At 63.4% G+C, this 14,447-nt stretch carries 16 protein-coding genes; 2 read left to right on the plus strand and 14 right to left on the minus strand.

Going from position 1 to position 14,447, the window contains the following annotated elements; translation table 11 throughout:
• The first annotated feature begins 85 nt into the window (after nt 1-85).
• Nucleotides 86-724, plus strand: coding sequence for a two-partner secretion domain-containing protein (locus F7R11_RS11550; protein WP_064803664.1), 639 nt, complete (start codon nt 86-88; stop codon nt 722-724).
• Nucleotides 702-1,364 carry a hypothetical protein gene (locus F7R11_RS11555; protein WP_151180526.1) on the plus strand — a complete coding sequence of 221 codons (663 nt, stop codon included), beginning with the start codon at nt 702-704 and terminating at the stop codon, nt 1,362-1,364. The genes F7R11_RS11550 and F7R11_RS11555 overlap by 23 nt, the downstream gene beginning before the upstream one ends.
• 96 nt (nt 1,365-1,460) lie before the next feature.
• Here F7R11_RS11555 and F7R11_RS11560 read toward each other — a convergent pair whose 3' ends face one another.
• The 14 genes from F7R11_RS11560 to F7R11_RS11625 form a co-directional block, all read right to left on the minus strand.
• Nucleotides 1,461-2,432: a CysB family HTH-type transcriptional regulator gene (locus F7R11_RS11560; RefSeq protein WP_064803669.1), complete on the minus strand. Its 972-nt coding sequence runs from the start codon at nt 2,430-2,432 to the stop codon at nt 1,461-1,463.
• A gap of 50 nt (nt 2,433-2,482) precedes the next feature.
• Nucleotides 2,483-3,592 (minus strand): sulfate/molybdate ABC transporter ATP-binding protein, encoded by a 1,110-nt coding sequence (locus F7R11_RS11565; protein ID WP_104577598.1) that lies wholly within the window; start codon nt 3,590-3,592, stop codon nt 2,483-2,485.
• A complete protein-coding gene (gene cysW / locus F7R11_RS11570; protein ID WP_021194317.1) occupies nt 3,589-4,572 on the minus strand; it encodes a sulfate ABC transporter permease subunit CysW in 984 nt (327 codons plus the stop codon). Before cysW ends, F7R11_RS11565 begins: the two co-directional genes overlap by 4 nt.
• Before the next feature lies 1 nt (nt 4,573).
• The gene (cysT, locus tag F7R11_RS11575; RefSeq protein ID WP_021194316.1) at nt 4,574-5,485 is read right to left on the minus strand and encodes a sulfate ABC transporter permease subunit CysT; all 912 of its coding nucleotides are present in this window, start codon (nt 5,483-5,485) and stop codon (nt 4,574-4,576) included.
• Nucleotides 5,486-5,605: 120 nt separating this feature from the next.
• Nucleotides 5,606-6,319 carry an RBBP9/YdeN family alpha/beta hydrolase gene (locus F7R11_RS11580; protein WP_064803673.1) on the minus strand — a complete coding sequence of 238 codons (714 nt, stop codon included), beginning with the start codon at nt 6,317-6,319 and terminating at the stop codon, nt 5,606-5,608.
• A gap of 43 nt (nt 6,320-6,362) precedes the next feature.
• On the minus strand, nt 6,363-7,265 hold the full coding sequence (locus tag F7R11_RS11585) for an EAL domain-containing protein (protein WP_064803675.1): 903 nt from the start codon (nt 7,263-7,265) through the stop codon (nt 6,363-6,365).
• Nucleotides 7,266-7,315: 50 nt separating this feature from the next.
• The gene (locus F7R11_RS11590; RefSeq protein ID WP_004626558.1) at nt 7,316-7,531 is read right to left on the minus strand and encodes a TOBE domain-containing protein; all 216 of its coding nucleotides are present in this window, start codon (nt 7,529-7,531) and stop codon (nt 7,316-7,318) included.
• A gap of 70 nt (nt 7,532-7,601) precedes the next feature.
• Complete coding sequence (locus F7R11_RS11595) at nt 7,602-8,456, minus strand: ATP-binding cassette domain-containing protein (RefSeq protein WP_064803678.1); 855 nt, start codon at nt 8,454-8,456, stop codon at nt 7,602-7,604.
• 18 nt (nt 8,457-8,474) lie between these two features.
• The gene (gene ssuC, locus F7R11_RS11600; RefSeq protein WP_064803680.1) at nt 8,475-9,269 is read right to left on the minus strand and encodes an aliphatic sulfonate ABC transporter permease SsuC; all 795 of its coding nucleotides are present in this window, start codon (nt 9,267-9,269) and stop codon (nt 8,475-8,477) included.
• A 12-nt stretch (nt 9,270-9,281) separates the two neighbouring features.
• Nucleotides 9,282-10,445 (minus strand): FMNH2-dependent alkanesulfonate monooxygenase, encoded by a 1,164-nt coding sequence (ssuD, locus tag F7R11_RS11605; RefSeq protein ID WP_064803682.1) that lies wholly within the window; start codon nt 10,443-10,445, stop codon nt 9,282-9,284.
• A 36-nt stretch (nt 10,446-10,481) separates the two neighbouring features.
• Nucleotides 10,482-11,504: a sulfonate ABC transporter substrate-binding protein gene (locus F7R11_RS11610; RefSeq protein ID WP_064803685.1), complete on the minus strand. Its 1,023-nt coding sequence runs from the start codon at nt 11,502-11,504 to the stop codon at nt 10,482-10,484.
• 5 nt (nt 11,505-11,509) lie between these two features.
• Nucleotides 11,510-12,514 (minus strand): sulfonate ABC transporter substrate-binding protein, encoded by a 1,005-nt coding sequence (locus F7R11_RS11615; RefSeq protein WP_064803688.1) that lies wholly within the window; start codon nt 12,512-12,514, stop codon nt 11,510-11,512.
• A gap of 129 nt (nt 12,515-12,643) precedes the next feature.
• On the minus strand, nt 12,644-13,267 hold the full coding sequence (ssuE, locus tag F7R11_RS11620) for an NADPH-dependent FMN reductase (protein ID WP_064803690.1): 624 nt from the start codon (nt 13,265-13,267) through the stop codon (nt 12,644-12,646).
• 30 nt (nt 13,268-13,297) lie between these two features.
• Complete coding sequence (locus tag F7R11_RS11625) at nt 13,298-14,305, minus strand: sulfate ABC transporter substrate-binding protein (RefSeq protein WP_021194307.1); 1,008 nt, start codon at nt 14,303-14,305, stop codon at nt 13,298-13,300.
• Between the last annotated feature and the right edge of the window lie 142 nt (nt 14,306-14,447).

Here is a 14,447-nt window from a genome sequence, read left to right on the forward strand (position 1 = left end):
AGACTAAGAATCCGCCGATAGATTTACCCCATCGCTCCTCCTAGGCTAAGCGCCCCATCAATCATGAGACTTGGAGAGGAATGCGATGACCAAAACAATCGCCAAAATCCGCCCAGCCGCTTTGGCGGCGCTTTTGCTGGCAGGAACACAGGCCTACGCCGTGGGCACCGGCACCATTGCAGACGGTGTTGGCAACATCAGCACTAGCGGCCGCACGACGACCGTCAATCAGTCCAGCGACAAGCTGATCATCAATTGGGACAACATGAACGTGGCCAGCAACGAAACGCTGGCTTTCCAGCAGCCGAGCACAACGGCTTCTGTGTTGAACCGCATCAACTCGATCGACCCGACGAGCATTCTCGGCAATCTCACCTCCAACGGCCGCGTCTATATCGTCAACCCGAACGGCGTACTGTTTGGCTCAACCGCACGGGTCAATGTCGGCAGCCTAGTTGCATCTTCTCTCAACATTTCCGACGAGGTTTTCAAGAACCCCACAGGCTGGAGACAAGCCCTCACATTTTCCGGTGGAGGCAACGGTGATGTCATCAACAACGGCCGTATCAATGCAGACACCTCGGTCGCGCTCATCGGAGGTGGATTAGTCGAAAACAACGGCGCCATTCATAGCACTAGGGGAGACATTGCCCTCCAATCCGGAGGCACTGTCATTTTTTTTTGGCGACTCTCCGGACAGCATGCACTGGGATATTGTCGCTGATGGCAGCGCCAATGCACTGGTTAACAATAGTGGCTCGCTAAGAACGGAGAATGGCTCCATCGCTCTAGTAGCTACGGTCCGCGATGCAGTCGCACGCAGTGTCTTGAACAATACTGGAACCATCGAGGCGCGGAGCTTAACCCATGATGAATATGGGATACCCAGATACGGACACGTTGAGCTAATCACTTCGGTACTTAGCCCAGAAAACACTCACCAAACCCGAATGACGGTTAATGGCGTAGTGGATGCCGAAGGCGGAATCTCCGTAATCGGAGGCAAAACCTCTATTGGTGGCGATCTCTCCGCACCAGAAATTTGGGTATTTGGGGATGCAACAACAACTGATCGCGCATTGATGCGCACCTCCTACCTGCAACTACTCAACGACAACAACGGTGGCAATTTAGGCAACTTCGATTTCCGACGCGGGTCGATTTTTGTCAATCAGTTGGTTACCGCTAACACAGGGAAAGTTGATATCTCGCTGTCCGGAACCTATGGAGACTCAGCTAGCTTGTTGAGCCTCTACACGATGGGCGATGTGCGCATACACAGCGCCGATGATCTTTATGTCTGGAGAAACGAAGTTCAAGGCGAACTAAATCTTTCCAGCCAAGGCACCATCTGGAATCGTTGATTCGGCCTTGGAAGACTGGGAAGCCGACTCGATCACGTAACACATACCCTTTCTTCGAGTAGGCCATCTAACACACTCAGTCATATCTCGTACAGCCTACGCGGCCAACGCCTCCCCAGACGCTGGCCGCGTCATTTGCGCCACCACCGTAGAAGCCACCGCCTCCGCCACCGTCTCACGCGACAGATGCGGCGCGAACATCCCGATGAAGTCGTGCGCATAGCCGCGCAGGTACGCGCCACGCCGCACCGCCACACGCGTAGTGTTCGGTTCGAACAGATGATCCGCGCCGATGCACACGAGGTTATCGTCCTTGCGCCCGTCATACGCCATCGACGCGATGATGCCCACGCCCACATCCAGCGCGACGTAGGTCTTGATCACGTCGGCGTCCATGGCGGTCAGCACGATCTCCGGATGCAGGCCCGAGGCAGCAAACGCGGCGTCGATGTTGCGGCGGCCCGTGAAGCCGGCGTCGTAGGTAATCAACGGGTACTGCGCCACGTCTTCCAGCGTGGGCAGCGGGTTCTTGGTCAGCGGATGGTCCGGGCTGACCACTAGCACGTGGCGCCAGCGGTAGGCCTCAAACGAGGTCAGCCCCGGTTCGTTGGCCACAGCCTCGGTGGCGATGCCGATGTCGGCCTGCCCCGTCAGCAGCAGTTCAACGATGTGCGAAGGCGATGCCTCCTGCAGCGCCAGTGTGACGTGCGGGTATTCCTTGCGGAACGACTGCACCACCTTCGGCAACGCATAGCGCGCCTGCGTGTGCGTGGTCGCCACAGTCAGGCGGCCGGACTGGCGGCCGGAGAATTCCTCACCGGCCTGGCGCAGGTTTTCGGCTTCGAGCAGCAGGCGCTCGACGATGCGCACGATCTCGCGGCCCGGCTCGGTCAGGCCGGTCAGACGCTTGCCGTAGCGCTCGAAAATCTCCACACCGAGCTCGTCTTCCAGCTCGCGGATCTGCCGCGACACACCCGGCTGCGACGTATAGAGCGCGTTGGCGACTTCGGTCAGGTTGAACTGGCGGCGCACCGCCTCGCGGATGGAACGCAGTTGCTGAAAGTTCATGCTCGTGTCCTCTCGAATGGTTGTCGTCGGAGCGGCGAATTGGGTGGGGGTTAAGCGGTGGCCTGCACGGTGGGCTGTGCGCTGCCCTGGGCGAACACGCGAATGGCGCGCGGGCGCACCACCAGCGTTTCGCCTTCACGGAAACCCTCGGCGCGGAAGCGCTCGATGGGCAGCGAGACTTCGATGACGTCGTCGGTATCCGAACGCTCCAGCTCCAGCTGTGCAACGGCACCCAGCGTGAGCGCGCGGCGCAACGTCACGGGGATGCCTTCGGCGCCGGGCGCATAGCGCTCTAGGTCGATCTCGTGCGGGCGCACAAACGCCACCGCTTGATCGGCACGCGACGAATCCACACCGCCCGACGGCACGGTGATGGACGCATCGCCCACATGCAGCACGCTGCCGCCCTCGCCCTCTTCCAAGCGGCCGTGGAACAGGTTCACGTTGCCGAGGAAGCCATAGACGAACGGCGTGGCTGGCGTGTTGTAGACCGTAGCCGGGCTGCCGACCTGCTCCACCTGCCCACGGTTCATCAGCACCACGTTGTCGGCCACTTCCAGCGCCTCTTCCTGATCGTGCGTGACGAACAGGCTGGTGACATGCAGATCGTCGTGCAGGCGGCGCAGCCAGCGGCGCAGTTCCTTGCGCACCTTGGCATCGAGCGCGCCAAACGGCTCATCAAGCAGCAACACACGCGGCTCCACCGCCAGCGCACGCGCCAACGCAATCCGCTGACGCTGCCCACCCGACAGTTGCGGCGGGTAGCGATCAGCCAGCCAATCAAGCTGCACCAGCTCCAGCAGTTCCTTTACCTTGGCGCGGATCTGCGCTTCGCTGGGCCGCTGCGCACGCGGTTTCACGCGCAGGCCAAAGGCCACGTTCTCGAACACCGTCATATGCTTGAACAGCGCGTAGTGCTGGAACACGAAGCCGACCTGGCGCTCGCGCACGTGCTGTTCCGAGGCGTCTTCACCGTTCAGATGGATGCTTCCCGAATCCGCATGCTCCAGCCCCGCGATGATGCGCAGCAGCGTGGTCTTGCCGCAGCCCGACGGGCCCAGCAATGCGGTCAGTTCGCCTTTCTTGAAATCGAGCGAGACATCGTTGAGGGCGATGAAGTTGCCGAAGCGCTTGGTGATGTGTTGAACCTGGATGCTCATGCTGCGCTCCCTTCGAGCGGAGATTGCACGGAGACGTGCGAATTCGGATTGGATGTCTGTTGTTGTGCAGCGCGCTGACCGGGGCCCTCGCCCACGCCGGCATCGGCGTCAGCCAGTTCACGGCGGCTGCGCCATTCGACCAGCGTCTTGAGGCCAAGCGTCACCAGCGCCAGCAGGGTCAGCAGCGAGGCCACGGCAAATGCGGCCGCGAAGTTGTATTCGTTATAGAGGATCTCGACGTGCAGCGGCATCGTGTTGGTCAGCCCGCGGATGTGGCCCGATACCACCGACACCGCACCAAACTCACCCATCGCCCGCGCATTGCACAGGATCACGCCGTACAGCAGGCCCCACTTGATGTTAGGCAGCGTCACGCGGAAGAACGTCTGCCAGCCCGATGCGCCCAGCACGATGGCGGCCTCTTCCTCTTCGCTGCCCTGCGCTTGCATCAATGGAATCAACTCACGTGCCACGAACGGGAATGTGACGAAGATGGTCGCCAGCACAATGCCTGGCACGGCAAAAATGACCTTGAAATCGTGGTCTGACAGATAGGGGCCGAACCAGCCTTGCGCGCCGAACAGCAACACGTAGATCAGGCCGGCAATGACAGGCGACACCGAGAACGGCAAGTCGATCAGCGTGAGCAGCAGGTTCTTGCCGCGAAACTCGAACTTGGCGATGGCCCATGCAGCCGCCACGCCAAACACCACGTTCAGCGGCACGGCAATCAGCGCGACAGTCAGCGTCAGGTAAATCGCGGACAGCGCATCGGGCTCGATCAGCGCTTCGAGATAAACATCCACGCCCTTCTTGAAGGCCTCGTAGAACACGCTCGCCAGCGGCACGAACAGGAACAGCGCGAGGAAGACAAACGACACGAGGATCAGCGTCGCGCGCACCCAGGCGGATTCTGCTGTGGCGCCCTTTCGTGCAGCAGCCGGCGCATGGCCAAGTTGACGGGAAACAGTACCGGCCATGTCAGGCTCCTGCCGCGTTGGCGGTCAAGGTTTCGGGGGCACGCTCGATGGTGTCATTGCGATTGCCGCGGCGGCGCGTCCAGGCCTGCAGCAGGTTGATCACCAGCAGCAGCGTGAACGAGATACCGAGCATAACGACGGCGATGGCCGTAGCGCCTGCGTAGTCGAACTGTTCGAGCTTGGAATAGATCATCAGCGGCGTGATCTCGGAGATCATCGGCATGTTGCCGGCGATGAAGATGACCGAGCCGTATTCCCCTGTGGCGCGGGCAAAGGCCAGCGCAAAACCGGTCAACAGTGCGGGCAGCAAAGTCGGCAGGATCACCCGCGTAAAGGTCTGCCAGCGCGTGGCACCCAGGCTGGCGGCAGCTTCTTCCAGCTCGGTTTCCAAGTCTTCCAGCACCGGCTGCACCGTGCGCACGACAAACGGCAGGCCGATGAAGGTGAGTGCAACCACAATGCCCAGCGGCGTGAATGCGACCTTCAGCCCGAGCGGCTCCAGGCGAGAGCCAATCCAGCCATTCGGCGCATACAGCGCAGTGAGCGCAATGCCCGCCACCGCGGTCGGCAGCGCAAACGGCAGGTCGACCAGGGCATCAATCACGCGCTTGCCCGGAAAGCGATAGCGCACCAGCACCCACGCCAGGATCAACCCGAACACCAGGTTGACCACCGCCGCAATCAACGACGCGCCGAAGGTCAGCTTGTACGACGCCACCACACGCGGCGCGGTGACCGTAGTCCAGAACGCATCCCACGTCATCGTGAACGTCTTGAGGACAGTCGCCGACAGCGGGATCAGAACGATCAGCGCGAGGTACAGCAGCGAAAAGCCCAGCGCCAGCCCAAAACCCGGGAGCACGTTGGCAGGCTTACGCCGCTTGGAAGGGGACAACGCAGAGGACAGGCTCATCAGCGCAACCGATAAAAATGGCCACAGAGCGAAAAGTACTGCGACCGATTTGCAGATGAACCAATTGTGGCGAACAGTTCTTATGACGAAAACGAATATTTGCGCATGTGCATCATCGTTTTAGATATAAGGGGTGCTTGGTAAGACATCCCACTGGGCTTGCCAGTCTGCGCCGTCCCGGGTGGTGTCTTGTGCACTTGCCCGGCCGATCAGGCGATCGAGCAGCGCAAGGCCGGCGTCCCATTCGCCCAGGTTGGAATCCGCGTTGATGTGACCGGCCTCCCCGGCATCGACCAACTCGACACCCCAGCGGGAGCCCCAGTCGACCGCGTAGCAGTGCGGCATCCACGGGTCGTTGCGGCTGGCGACGAGCACGGCGGGAAACGGCAAGGTGCGCTGCGGCAGCAGATCGCGCACACCAAACTTGTCCGGATCAGCCGGTGCGACGAGCAGGATGCCCGCGACCGAATCGCGCGCCTCTCGTGCCTCGTGCACCTGGGTGGCCCAATGAATCGACGCCAGGCAGCCGAAGCTGTGCGCGACAAGAATCACCCGGCGCTTCTGGCGAGACGCAGCACGCTCGGCCAACGCAGCGCGCACCGTTTCACCCACGCGCGCCGACCAGCGCGGCAGCTCGGGCGTCGACCAATCCGTCTGTTCGACCCGGCGCCATTCTGGAAATCGCGCCTCCCAGCGCGTCTGCCAGTGTCCGGGGCCGCTGCCATGCAGACCGGGCACCGTGACGATTGCCACATCGGCCGGCCAGTGCCAAGCGCGTGTCGCGCGTTTGTCCGGTGAAGGTTCGGGCGAAGTTGCCAATGCACTGCGTGCCATGAATGCATCCTCGGGGCCGCTTGCCGGGTGACCGGCGAGGCGGCTATTCAATCAGAGAAATACCGGCGCATTGCTGCGGCAGTAACGGCGCCTGCGCCATCGGGGCACGCGTCGGTGACACCACCACCAAGGGTTCGGATGCCGCCACAGGTTCCGGCTCGGGCTCCGCGCCGGGCAATATGCTGCCCTGCACGTGGGTGATACCGGCCGCACGCGCCAGCTCCAGATCACTGAGGCGCTCGCAACGGCGCAGGGTCAGCGTGACACCCAGCTCACGTGCCGAATCCGCCAGCGACACCACGTGCCGCGTCACCCAATCGCGGCGCGCATCGAGCTTCAGATACGCGGGCTTGGCGTGCACCAGCAATGCCCCTGCTTCGGCCGGGTCCGATGCCTGCACCGCCACGGCAAAGCCGTTGCGCCGGTAGTTGTCCACCACGAACAGCAGCAGCCCCAGATCGTCATTGGCCGTGGACGGCACCTGGATGACGAACTGCTCCGGCGACAGCCCCAGCGCCACCACCGCGCGGTGGAACGCCTTGCCGTGGTCGGCCGCCACCGCCGCCAGCAAGCGGCCGTGCACGTTGACGACCAGCCGCCGCGCATCGGTACGGGCAAAGTAGTTGAGCGTATGCACCAGCCGGCACAGGCGATCGAGTTCCACCAGCGTGCTGTCGTCCGACGCCAGCGAGAACAGCTTCCACGGGTTCAGGCCCAGATCGCCGTCGCGCGTCCATGTGCGCATGAGCGCTTCGTGGCCGGCGAGCGCCAGCGTGCCGTCAGCGGCAAGCTGCCAGACCGGTTCAAACAGGCTGGTGAGCGAGCTGTGGAAGAACTGGCCCTGCACGCGGCCGCTGGCGTCGCGCCACAGTTGGCGGTCCGGCGTCGGGGCATTCGGCAGGGTGCCGAGAAATTGTGCGAGTGCAGTGGTGTGCATGAGACTCATGGGATGGGGCTCCTGGATGTTCCTACTAGGTCGCCGTCTCCTCCCCGTCCTTACAGCTTGGCGATCGAGACTTCCGTCGCCTTCACCAGCGCAACCACTTCACTGCCGATCTTGAGGCCAAGGCTATCGACCGAGCGGGTGGTGATGACCGAAGTGACGATGCCGGCCGGGGTCTCCACGTCGATCTCCGAGAGCACATCGCCCCGGATGATCTCTTTGATCTGCCCGCGAAATTGGTTGCGTACGTTAATCGCTTGGATGCTCATGATGTTCCTTCTTAGATGACAACGACACTACGTGCCAATGAATGTTTTCAGGAGAAAGGTTTGCGGCGTCTTACACCGCCCAGCGCACGGCCGTGGCCGGCACGTCCAGGGGTGATGTCCACGCCGTGTGCGAGCGCACATCGGTTACTGCATTCGGATCGATCTTGCGCTGCATCACGCGGTTGAGGATGGCCTCCTCCAGCCGTGCAAACGCGGGCGAACCCCGGTGGCGCGGGCGCGGCAGATCGATGCGCTCATCCAGTGTGATGCGGCCGTCTTCGATCAGCACAACGCGGTCAGCCAGCGCCACGGCTTCGGCCACGTCGTGCGTGACCAGCACGGCGGTAAAACCAAGGCGCTGCCACAGCCCCTCGATCAGGTTCTGCATGTCAATGCGGGTGAGCGCATCGAGCGCACCCAGCGGCTCGTCCAGCAGCAGCAGGCGTGGGCGGTGTACCAGTGCCCGCGCCAGTGCCACACGCTGGCGTTGTCCGCCCGACAGACGCGCCGGCCACTCACCTGCCCGCTCGGCCAGGCCCACTTGTGCGAGCACTTCAGCGGCCTGCGCGCGCTGTGCTTTCGGCAGGCCGAGTGCGACGTTATCGAGCACCTTCTTCCACGGCAGCAGGCGCGCATCCTGGAACATCACGCGGGCATCGTCGAGCAGGCCGTCTTCGGTGTCGCCGTCGCGGCGCAGGTGGCCATCGTCAATGCTTTCCAGCCCGGCAATCAGCCGCAGCAGCGTGCTCTTGCCGCAGCCGCTGCGTCCAACGATGACGACAAACTCGCCCGGCGTGATTTCCAGATCGATGCCGTGCAGCACTTCGCGGTCGCCATAGCGTTTGACGACGTGTTCGATGTGCAGCGCTGTGCCGCGATGTTCCACACGCTCCAGTTCAGCCTGTTCGGTCGCGTTGCTTTGCATGGGTTTCTCCAATTCAGCTCAGGCTGCCGCTTGATAGCCGGGGTGCCAGCGCAGCCAGAAGCGCTCCAGCGCACGCGACAGCAGATCAGCCAGCTTGCCCAGCAACGCGTACAGCAGGATGCCCAGCAGCACCACGTCGGTCTGCAGGAACTCGCGCGCATTCATCGTCATGTAGCCGATGCCGGCCTGGGCGGACACCGTCTCCGCCACGATCAGCGTCACCCACATCAGACCCAGCGAGAACCGTACCCCCACCAGGATCTGCGGCAACGCACCAGGCAGGATCACCTCGCGATACAACTGCGCACGCGACAGACCATAGCTGCGCGCCATCTCCACCAGCGCCGGATCGACCGAGCGGATGCCGTGATACGTGTTCAGGTAGATCGGGAAGAACACGCCCAGCGACACCAGAAACAACTTCGCCGATTCATCAATACCGAACCACAGAATCACCAGCGGAATCAGCGCCAGCACCGGGATGTTGCGGATCATCTGCAAGGTCGTGTCGAGCAGCGTCTCAGCGGTGCGGAACGTGCCGGTCAGCAATCCCAGCGCCAACCCGAGCGAGCCGCCAATCGCAAAGCCCAGCAGCGCGCGCCACGTGCTCACCGCCACGTGCGTCCACAACTCACCCGAGCGCGCGAGCGCAACGGCAGATTTGGCCACGTCCAGCGGCGCCGGCAAGATGCGGTTCGACAGCCAGCCCCATTGCGCCGACGCCTGCCACAGCACCAGCAGCACCAGCGGCACGATCCACGGCGTCAGACGCTGGCGCGCCGCACGCAGGAAGGTGTTCTGTTTTGATGCCATGCGCCTGCCCCTTCAGCTTGCCGCCACGCGCGGCACGATGCCGGTGGCAATCACTTCGCCAAACGGCCCGTTGAGCACGTTGCCCGGCAGCTTTTCACGCACCGAGCGCGGCAGCAGCGGGAACACCAGCTCAGCAAAGCGGTACGCCTCTTCCAGGTGCGGATAGCCCGAGAAAATGAACGTGTCGATGCCCAGATCGGCGTATTCCTTGATGCGTGCGGCCACCGTTTGCGGATCGCCCACCAGTGCCGTGCCTGCACCACCACGTACCAGGCCCACGCCGGCCCACAGGTTCGGGCTGATTTCCAGATCGGCGCGGCTGCGCTTGGCACCGCCTGCGTGCAGGGCAGCCATGCGCTGCTGGCCGGCGGAATCCATCTTGCGGAACGCCTCTTGCGCGCGGGCAACGGTATCGTCATCCAGCTTGCTGATGAGCTTGTCGGCGGCGGCCCACGCTTCCTCGTCCGTCTCACGCACGATCACGTGCAGGCGGATGCCGAAGCGCACCGTGCGGCCATGCTTGGCGGCGCGCTTGCGCACGTCAGCCAGCTTCTCGGCCACGGCGGCAGGCGGTTCGCCCCAGGTGAGATAGGTGTCGACCTGCTCGGCCGCCAGTTCATGCGCGGCTTCCGACGAGCCGCCAAAGTACACCGGCGGATGCGGCTTCTGCACGGGCGGATACAGCACCTTCGCGCCCTTCACACTCAGGTGCTTGCCGGTGTAGTCGAGTGCCGCGCCTTCGTGGCTGGCCGCCAGCGTCTCGCGCCAGATGCGGATGAATTCTTCCGAGGCTTCGTAACGCTCCGCATGATTGAGGAATAGGCCATCGCCCTCCAGCTCAGCCGGGTCGCCACCCGTCACGAGATTCACCAGCAGGCGACCTTGCGAGAGGCGGTCGTACGTAGCGGCCATGCGAGCAGCCAGCGTCGGTGCCATCAGCCCGGGGCGCACGGCCACCAGAAAGCGCAGGCGCTTCGTCACCGGAATCAGGCTGGCGGCGACGATCCACGGGTCTTCGCACGAGCGGCCGGTGGGGATCAGCACGCCCTCGTAGCCGAGCGTGTCGGCCGCCACGGCCACCTGCTGCAGATAGGTGTGATCGACCTGGCGCGCACCTTCTGCAGTACCGAGGTAGCGGCTGTCGCCGTGGGTGGGGATGAACCAGAAGACTTGCATGATGGTTTCCTTGGATTGTGTTGTTCTCAGATCAACTCAAGCCCGAGCGATGGCCAATTGGGCCGGCGTCGGATGCCACACGATGTCCACCGGCTTGACCGCGCGCGGAATCAGCCCGAGCCCGTGGAAGGCATCGGCCACGCGCTGCTGCTCGGCAATCGCCTCGGGCGTGACCGGGCGCACCGGTGATGGCGGCCGGCGCGAGAGGAACAGATGCACCGTCGCCAGCGACAGGCCGGAGAAATCCGCAATGCGCTGCGCCGCTTCCTTGCGGTTTTCCTGCACCAGCCGGTCTGCACGCGAGAGCTCGGCGAAGATCGCGGCGATGGTGTCGCCATGCTTCTCGGTGAACGCGGTCGGTGCGAAGTAGAACGAGTTGTTGGACGACAGCGTGCGGCCCGTCGCCAGCACGCGCGGCTTGATGGCGAGCTCGGTGGCAGCGTAGTACGGGTCCCAGATGCCCCAGGCGTCTACGGCGCCACGCTCGAAGGCGGCTCGCGCATCGGCGGGCGTCAGATACACGGGCTGGATATCGGCAAAGGTCAGGCCGCCCTTCTGCAGGCCGCGCACGATCAGGAAATGCGCGCTCGAACCCTTTTGCAGCGCCACGCGCTTGCCCTTCAAGTCAGCCAGTGTCTTGAGCGACGAGTCCTGCTGCACGAGGATGGCCGAGCTGTCCGGCTTGGGCGGCTCCACGCCCACATAGCGCAAGTCCTTGCCAGCCGCCTGCGCAAACACGGGCGGCGTATCGCCGGTGATGGCCAGATCCAGGCTGCCTGCGGACAGCGCCTCCAGTTGCTGCGGCCCGGCCGGAAACTCCAGCCAACTCACCTTCGTGCCCGGAAAGCGCTGCTCCAGCGCGCGGTTCTCCTTGACGATGACGAGGTTGACCGCGCTCTTCTGAAAGCCAATGCGCAGTTGCGCGGGCGGCGTGATCTTCGGCAGGTTGGCAGGGGCGCCGGCAGCGTTCGCGGCATGAGCGACGGAGCCCAGCGCCGCCAGCGATGCCCCGGCGGCCGAGGCCGTCAGCAAACGGCGGCGTTGAATATCAATGGTCATGGCGATCAGCGAGCCGCTTGTTGCGTGGTCGGTTGCGCGTTCGGATTCCAGGCGGAATCCGCCACCTTCACCGGACGCGGGATCAGCTTGAGCGCGTGGAACGTGTCGGCAATGCGTTGCTGATCCGCCAGGGCTTCCGCACTGACCGGCTGGATGCCGTAAACAATGCGCGAGACCGAACGGGTCACCACTGCTGGCTCCAGACCCAGTTGCGGACCGAGAATGATCGTCACGTCCTTCGGATTGGCAGCCGCCCACGTGTCGGTCTTCTTCAGCTCATCGAGCACGATGTTCAGCACATCGGGCCGCGCAGCCGCATAGCCCTTCGATGCCAGGAAGTACTGCGAGTTGTTGACGACGCCCGTACCGTCGGCCAGCACACGTGCGCCGAGTTGCTGTTCGGCAGCCGCAAAGAACGGGTCCCAGATCACCCAGGCATCAATGGCGCCGCGCTCGAAGGCGGCACGTGCATCGGCGGGGGTCAGGTAGACGGGCTGGATGTCGCTGTAAGGCACATTGGCCTTCTCCAGCAGCTTGACCAGCAGGTAGTGCACGTTCGAGCCCTTGTTGAAGGCAACGCGCTTGCCTTTCAGGTCGGCCACGGTCTTCAGCGGCGAATTCTTCGGCACGATGATGGCCTCGCCAGCCGGTGCGGGCGGCTGGTTGCCCACGTAGACGAGGTGCGCGCCAGCAGCCAGCGCGAAGATCGGTGGCGCTTCGCCCGTGGTGCCGAAGTCGATAGCCCCCACGTTCAGGCCTTCGAGCAACTGCGGGCCAGCCGGAAACTCCGTCCACTTCACTTCAATGCCTTGCGACGCGAGGCGCTTTTCCAGCGTGCCGCGTGCCTTGAGCACGGTCAGCGTGCCGTATTTCTGATAGCCGATGCGGAGTTGCTTTGCAGCGGTTGGGGGCGGCGTATCGCTATTGGCAAACGCAGCCGGTGCACCCAACGTGGCGAGCAGCGTGGCGGCGATGGTCAGGGTCCTGCGCAGGGGCGAGTGGGCTTTCATGATTCAGTCGATCTGGGATGTAAGGGCGGCACGATCCGCGCGCAGGCGCTGCGCGGCATGACAACAACGAGAAAGCGTCGGGGACGCGTCGGCGATGCAAGCGGTGCGCTTAGCGCACCCGCTGTGGCATCAAACCAGACATCGCATTCGTTCTGCGCCAGCAGTCTGGAACGTGGCACGTACCGCGCTGCGACTGGAGACGATCACCTGCGCGACGGCGGGGTGCCGGGCCAGCGCAAGCGCCTGGTGCACGCGCTCCACACCGTCATCGAGACGCTGTTGCAGCGATGGCTCCACCGTGAGGCCATCGTCTTCCACCACGATCTGCGAATCGACCGCAAAGATGCCGGGCAGGATCGAGCGTGCCGCCAGTGCCGTCAGCACCGGGCGCAGCGCATAGTCGATCGCCAGCGTGTGGGCGAGGCTGCCGCCAGTGGCAATCGGCAGCACGACCTTGTCGCGCAGCCCGCTCTGCGGCAGCAGATCGAGAAACGTTTTGAGCAGGCCGCTGTAAGCCGCCTTGTAGACCGGCGTGGCCAGAATCACCACCCCAGCCGCTTCCACCCGCGCCACCGCATTGGCGATGGCGGGGTCGGACACCTGCGCGCCCAGCAGCGCATCAGCTGGCAGGCTGCGCAGGTCTAGGTGGTCCGCTGTCTCACCGGCACGTTCAAGCTGCGCACGTACATGGCCCAGCAGGCGCGCGGACTTCGATTGCGCCGAAGGGCTGCCGGAGATGGTCAGGATGCTCATGATGCGGACACACCTGTTGGTTGCTTGGGCTTACTTGCCCGGTTGATAGAGCTGATCAAACTGGCCGCCATCGGCAAAGTGCGTTTTCTGCGCCTTCTGCCAGCCGCCGAACGTGTCGTCGATGGTCACCAGCTTCACCTTCGGGAATTCGCTCTCGTGCTTCTTGGCCACGGCCGGATCGGTCGGGCGATAGAAATTCTTCGCGCCAATCTCTTGCCCTTGCGGCGTGTACAGGAACTTGAGGTACGCCTCCGCAGCCTTGCGCGTGCCCTTTTTGTCGGCCACCTTGTCCACCACCGCCACCGGCGGCTCAGCCAGGATGGAGATCGACGGCACCACCACGTCAAACTTGTCCTTGCCTTCCACGCGCGCGGCCAGCAGCGCCTCGTCTTCCCACGCGATCAGCACGTCGCCGATACCGCGCTCGGTAAAGGTGGTGGTCGCACCGCGTGCGCCCGAATCGAGCACCGGCACGTTCTTGTAGAGCTTCTGCACGAAATCCTTGGCCGTGGCGTCCGAGCCGCCCGGCTGCTTGAGCGCATAGGCCCAGGCGGCCAGATAGTTCCAGCGTGCACCGCCCGAGGTCTTCGGGTTGGGCGTGATCACGGCAATGCCCGGCTTGACCAGATCGTTCCAGTCCTTGATGCCCTTCGGGTTGCCCTTGCGCACCAGGAACACGATGGTGGACGTGTACGGCGAGGCGTTGTTCGGCAGGCGCTTCTGCCAATCCTTGGCCGTCAGGCCCTTCTCCGCAATGGCGTCGATGTCGTAGCCGAGGGCCAGCGTCACCACGTCGGCTTCCAGCCCGTCGATGACCGAGCGGGCCTGCTTGCCCGAACCGCCGTGCGAGGCACGCAGGGTGATGTCCTCACCCGTTTCGGCCTTCCACTTCTTGGCGAATTCGGTGTTGATCTCTTTGTACAGTTCGCGCGTTGGGTCATACGACACGTTCAGCAGCGTCGTTGCCGCGTGCGCACCGACGGATCCCCCCGCCACAATGGCAGCCGCGATGGCGTTGAAGACAAACTTGCGAATCATCTTGCTGGCTCCGTTTCTTACGTCTTATGGATTTGGATAGAAGCAAGACTACCGAGCGGGCCTTGTACGGGGAACGAATGGTTTCAGGGATTGTTCATCGTTTTTTGCATAAGAGAGACCGGCACGATGCCTCTCCAGAAAA

It is taken from the genome of Ralstonia insidiosa, from assembly GCF_008801405.1.
Lineage (GTDB): Bacteria > Pseudomonadota > Gammaproteobacteria > Burkholderiales > Burkholderiaceae > Ralstonia > Ralstonia insidiosa.

Excerpts from the sequence above, each read along its gene's own strand:
- F7R11_RS11550 (WP_064803664.1), top strand. The coding sequence starts at position 86 with ATGACCAAAACAATCGCCAAAATCCGCCCAGCCGCTTTGGCGGCGCTT.
- F7R11_RS11555 (WP_151180526.1), top strand. The coding sequence starts at position 702 with ATGCACTGGGATATTGTCGCTGATGGCAGCGCCAATGCACTGGTTAAC.
- F7R11_RS11560 (WP_064803669.1), bottom strand. The coding sequence starts at position 2,432 with ATGAACTTTCAGCAACTGCGTTCCATCCGCGAGGCGGTGCGCCGCCAG.
- F7R11_RS11565 (WP_104577598.1), bottom strand. The coding sequence starts at position 3,592 with ATGAGCATCCAGGTTCAACACATCACCAAGCGCTTCGGCAACTTCATC.
- cysW (WP_021194317.1), bottom strand. The coding sequence starts at position 4,572 with ATGGCCGGTACTGTTTCCCGTCAACTTGGCCATGCGCCGGCTGCTGCA.
- cysT (WP_021194316.1), bottom strand. The coding sequence starts at position 5,485 with ATGAGCCTGTCCTCTGCGTTGTCCCCTTCCAAGCGGCGTAAGCCTGCC.
- F7R11_RS11580 (WP_064803673.1), bottom strand. The coding sequence starts at position 6,319 with ATGGCACGCAGTGCATTGGCAACTTCGCCCGAACCTTCACCGGACAAA.
- F7R11_RS11585 (WP_064803675.1), bottom strand. The coding sequence starts at position 7,265 with ATGAGTCTCATGCACACCACTGCACTCGCACAATTTCTCGGCACCCTG.
- F7R11_RS11590 (WP_004626558.1), bottom strand. The coding sequence starts at position 7,531 with ATGAGCATCCAAGCGATTAACGTACGCAACCAATTTCGCGGGCAGATC.
- F7R11_RS11595 (WP_064803678.1), bottom strand. The coding sequence starts at position 8,456 with ATGCAAAGCAACGCGACCGAACAGGCTGAACTGGAGCGTGTGGAACAT.
- ssuC (WP_064803680.1), bottom strand. The coding sequence starts at position 9,269 with ATGGCATCAAAACAGAACACCTTCCTGCGTGCGGCGCGCCAGCGTCTG.
- ssuD (WP_064803682.1), bottom strand. The coding sequence starts at position 10,445 with ATGCAAGTCTTCTGGTTCATCCCCACCCACGGCGACAGCCGCTACCTC.
- F7R11_RS11610 (WP_064803685.1), bottom strand. The coding sequence starts at position 11,504 with ATGACCATTGATATTCAACGCCGCCGTTTGCTGACGGCCTCGGCCGCC.
- F7R11_RS11615 (WP_064803688.1), bottom strand. The coding sequence starts at position 12,514 with ATGAAAGCCCACTCGCCCCTGCGCAGGACCCTGACCATCGCCGCCACG.
- ssuE (WP_064803690.1), bottom strand. The coding sequence starts at position 13,267 with ATGAGCATCCTGACCATCTCCGGCAGCCCTTCGGCGCAATCGAAGTCC.
- F7R11_RS11625 (WP_021194307.1), bottom strand. The coding sequence starts at position 14,305 with ATGATTCGCAAGTTTGTCTTCAACGCCATCGCGGCTGCCATTGTGGCG.